Genomic DNA, 4,072 nt, shown 5'->3' with positions numbered 1-4,072 from the left:
TGGGGTGAAAGTGCGGTTGATATTCCAAGGGCGCGGTATTCTTTGGCAGCAATCGATCCGAATTGCTGCACAAGGGAAGGATCAAATGTTGCTGCCATACCTATTTCTTCGGGCCACATAGAAATTGTCCCACCCGCGCCATAATTATATTCCGTACTGGCTACCACACCGTTCCTTGGATCAGAACTGTTATTAGATGGAATACCCAAGCCCAACCCTTCCAGCAATGCCTGTACATTATTATTCCATTGCGCCGCTATTTCAGGTGTTTGTACCCGCGTTACCAATACATGCCGCAGGTTATCATCGGTCAGGAATTTTCTCTGTTGGTCGGTTAAATCAGAGGCTTTCGCGCCGCTTTCAGCGAAAGCTTTACCATTGTACGTGGCGGCACCAAATCCCCTCGGGCTTGCCGGCACGGCCTGATGGCCACTGTACAGCATAAGCCCTGCGATCTGTTCTACAGTCATTTTTGAAGCCAGATCTTTAGCACGTTCGTCAACACTCAATCTCCAGTCTTCATATTTATCAAGTTTACTATCCCGGTTAAGGTCTTTGAAGTACAGGCCATTGACCGTCAGGAGCTTTACGCCCGACGAGGCAGAATAACCCAATACAGGTCCATTTTGATTGGCAACTCTTACAATAGAATTGTTATCCTGTGCAATGGAATGCCCGAGTGGATAAAAAAGCAATAAAGCAATAAGAATAATTTTCCAGGAATGAGATGGTATGGCAGGCATGAAGCAATGTGTTGGTTAGAAAATAACATCCTCGACAAACGAGAGGCTTTGAATTATAAAAATAACTACACTAACCCAATTGACCCAATATATTCTACAAAAGCCGAAAATGATGCGACGAATGTCCGTTTTAACACTTTCGTTGCAGGTGGAAAATCGGATTGCAAAAAAGCAGTATAAAGTATTTTGGCATTCGATTCCTGCATTTTAATTAATACACGGTTCTCAAAATAAAAAAGGGAACTCTAAAAACGTTACCTCTTATGAGGTCGAGAGGATTAAAATTCACCCTCTTTTGCCTATTTTGTTTTTTAAGTAACGTGCAGGCGTCAAAGTTGACGCAAATCAATTTTTCGAGAGCGATTTTTTGACTTTGGGCAATCAGTTATCAGGCAGTGCATGTTACAAGCTTGTGTTGAGGATTTTTCTCTTTGATTTGGCGGGAGGGGGTCAATTTGCGTGGGTTTTCCAATACAGGAACAGGGGATATTTTTTTATCCATCCGATCTTGTTCATCTTGAGTTGCCATCCTCTCATAAACTAATTGAACTTCCGAGAAGTGTAGTGGTTGCCCGGCGCGTCAATCGCCTTAACGTGGTAATAGGATAAAATCATTTGGTAATAAAAGTTGGTATTCAACCGGGAGGGTTATTCCGGTTATTTGGTATTTCGGTTAGCGAATTCGAAGCAGATGATAAAATTTATGAAAGTGTTTATTTTGACAAAGAGATACCACTTATTATTGAACAATTAAATCAAGCCGCTTTTTTTGAACACATGGTTATTATCATACAAAAATGGTTGCTGGGGAAATTGCACAGTCTCAAAAAAGAATTGCCTATTGATAAAGCACTTCCCCTTCTACTTAAAAAAGGAACTTTAAGCAACATAACAGAAGTTGCCTTTCAGTCACGTGTAAGTATCCGGCAGTTAGAAAGATTGTTTCAGCAACGAATTGGTTTTTCACCTCAATTTTATGCCCGTCTCGTCCGCTTTACAAAAGCCTGGATTGTAAAAGAAAATAACCCTGCTATCAATTGGACGAACCTTGCTTACGAATGTGGTTATTTTGACCAGATGCATTTGATTCGCGACATTAAAGAATTTACGGGTGTTACTCCTTCTTTTATTCAGAAAGATTTACTAAATCTACCTGTCTCCATCATGAGGTTTTCCATTAAAGATGTCGTCCTCATACTATTTTAAGGTTATGCATGTCCATAATTTTATGCCTGTACTAAAACTTTAAAATTATGCGACACACAATCTTAATGTCCATCCTTTTAGCAACTTGTTCTGTTGGGATGGCACAAAAAAATACCGGAGACCAAAAAGCCATTGAAGCCCAGATTGATGCTTTCCTTTATAGCTGGAACAAGCATGATTTCAGTGACATGAAAAATTATATCGCAGAGGATTGTGATTTTGTAAATATTGTGGGAATGCATTGGAAAGGAAGAGAAGACATTCAGTATGCACATCAAGCGTATCACGACCAGTTTTTTAAAACCACACCTATGGAAAAGCGGTCAGTGACAGTACGTTTTTTAAAGCCGGACATTGCTATTGCCCATTTACTTTGGCATATAGGCGCTTTTGATGCTCCCGATGGTTCTAAAAGGGGAGATAATGACGACCTTACTACTTTAGTTTTTGCAAAAAGAAAAGGAACATGGTTAATAACAGCTATGGAAAATGTGGAAGTAAGTGCACAGGCGCAACCATTTGACCTGGTTAAAATGAGACAACAATCAAAACAATAGCAAAGCGGTTGACAAATCGCTATAATAAGAAGCAGGTATAAAAGAAAAGGTTAATGAAAAAAGCACAAAACATTACATTGCAAAATGCCCTTCACTTCTTTGCGGTCATCACTTAGGGACAGAGAGCCACGAACGCACAACATTAAGTCGTATAGCCGAAAGCCCCGAATTAAAAAAGGTTCAAAATAAAATGCAAAAGCCGGTCATCAGAGACTGGGGCTTTTGACTATACGCTGTTCAGCGACACCGGGCTTTAGGTGGGTTTGTAGTATTTATAGAGAGCCGCTTTTATATTTGGAAGGCTGTTTTGCTTTGGTACAGGTTGCAAAGCAGAAGGCATGTTTGTGGCTTTGGCATAGCTTCCCCTACTCAATTTAATGGATGGATTGTGTTGGTATTTTTCCGTAAATTTTTGCAATGTCATTGGCTTGTTGTTTTATGTAGCCGCCGCTTTTAGCGGCGATGATTTATTTTTTGTTTTACGCCGGTTCAGGTCTTTTATATTTACCAGTGTACCATTATGGTTAAGGTAACTGGCCATTATTTCCATTTTACCCGTTTTGCATTTTAGGCAGCAGGTATAATCTACTCCTGTTCGTTGCAGCATTTGCAGACTAAACGGTATAATTACTTTATGCATTGGTTTCCATCGTACTGCAAAAAGCATGTTCAATGCTTTTTGACTTCCTTCCATATTTCCCAACCCTGCAACCCTATCATGCCTTGTAGTGAAAGTAAGGTTCTTAAATTTATGTGACTCATCAACGAACAAATGGTCAATGCCTAAATCTTTAAAGTTGATACCTGCATCCTTCTTTTCTTCTTTATCTTTAAGTATGCCCTGCAGTTTTATACCCAAATTATTTTTCCTTATCTTTAATCCTTTTAACATTCGCCGGGATATTTCTCCACCCATATCTTTCAGCGTATATAGATCTCTTTCAACATTGTCTAATTCGGTCTGAAATATCTCTCTTTGAATTTCCGGTGATTGAGGAATTTTGCCAAACTAGTCGTGTGTTAAAATGATACATTCCCAATTATTATTTTTTATTTCATGGAATAATCTTAGCCGTTTGGCTGGGGTAAAATCATTTTCTCCCGGAGCAAGTATTTTAGCATTCGGATAAGCCTTTCGATAGGTTTCTACAATTTGATTTACATTGGCTTTTAATGCCAGGATCATTGGTTTATTAACTATACCCAAACGTTTCATTTCATGGGCCGCAACTACCATTGTTAAAGTCTTTCCCAAGCCTACCTCATGGTCAATTAATGCTCCTCTGTTTTGTATGATCCGCCACGCTGAATTCTTTTGTGAACTATATAAATCTTCAATGCCCAACCTTTTTAAATCTAATCCCGGAAACTGTAAATGGCTTCCATCATACTCCCTCAGTACATAACAATTAAAAGTATCGTTGTAGAGTTCTTCCAAATGTTTTTTATCTTCCCCAGGTAATTCTTTTAGCCACACAGTAAAATGATTACGGATAGATTCAATCTTTTGATGTGCTAATTGAATAGCATCGTTATCCGGAACCCTTATTTTCTTATCGCCTAAAT

General features: G+C 39.1%; 5 protein-coding genes and 1 pseudogene. 2 read left to right on the top strand and 4 right to left on the bottom strand.

Translation table 11 applies throughout. The annotated features are described in order from the left end of the window. Positions 1–743, bottom strand: a 743-nt coding sequence (locus tag H7254_RS19485) for a glycoside hydrolase family 3 N-terminal domain-containing protein (protein WP_301934564.1), incomplete at its 3' end; no start/stop codon positions are given. A 615-nt stretch (positions 744–1,358) separates the two neighbouring features. Here H7254_RS19485 and H7254_RS19480 point away from each other — a divergent pair. Both H7254_RS19480 and H7254_RS19475 read left to right on the top strand, forming a co-directional pair. Then, positions 1,359–1,949 carry a helix-turn-helix domain-containing protein gene (locus H7254_RS19480; protein ID WP_301934563.1) on the top strand — a complete coding sequence of 197 codons (591 nt, stop codon included), beginning with the start codon at positions 1,359–1,361 and terminating at the stop codon, positions 1,947–1,949. Between the two features lie 47 nt (positions 1,950–1,996). After that, on the top strand, positions 1,997–2,506 hold the full coding sequence (locus H7254_RS19475) for an SgcJ/EcaC family oxidoreductase (RefSeq protein ID WP_301934562.1): 510 nt from the start codon (positions 1,997–1,999) through the stop codon (positions 2,504–2,506). A 253-nt stretch (positions 2,507–2,759) separates the two neighbouring features. On the opposite strand, the gene H7254_RS19470 is transcribed toward H7254_RS19475, so the two are convergent. The 3 genes and pseudogenes from H7254_RS19470 to H7254_RS19460 form a co-directional block, all read right to left on the bottom strand. After that, entirely contained in the window at positions 2,760–2,930 is a 171-nt protein-coding gene (locus H7254_RS19470; protein ID WP_301934561.1) for a hypothetical protein, read from the bottom strand. A gap of 12 nt (positions 2,931–2,942) precedes the next feature. Continuing rightward, a complete protein-coding gene (locus tag H7254_RS19465) occupies positions 2,943–3,398 on the bottom strand; it encodes a hypothetical protein (protein WP_301934560.1) in 456 nt (151 codons plus the stop codon). Between the two features lie 117 nt (positions 3,399–3,515). After that, positions 3,516–4,072 (bottom strand): annotated as a pseudogene (locus H7254_RS19460) (DNA methylase); the annotation flags it as partial.

The organism is Ferruginibacter sp. (assembly GCF_014377975.1).
Lineage (GTDB): Bacteria > Bacteroidota > Bacteroidia > Chitinophagales > Chitinophagaceae > Ferruginibacter.
The sequence above is the reverse complement of the archived record's forward strand: the minus strand, read 5'-3'. Positions and strand labels throughout refer to the sequence as shown.

Coding starts and splice junctions, on each gene's coding strand:
- H7254_RS19475 (WP_301934562.1), top strand. CDS start 1,997: ATGCGACACACAATCTTAATGTCCATCCTTTTAGCAACTTGTTCTGTT.
- H7254_RS19470 (WP_301934561.1), bottom strand. CDS start 2,930: ATGACATTGCAAAAATTTACGGAAAAATACCAACACAATCCATCCATT.
- H7254_RS19465 (WP_301934560.1), bottom strand. CDS start 3,398: ATGTTAAAAGGATTAAAGATAAGGAAAAATAATTTGGGTATAAAACTG.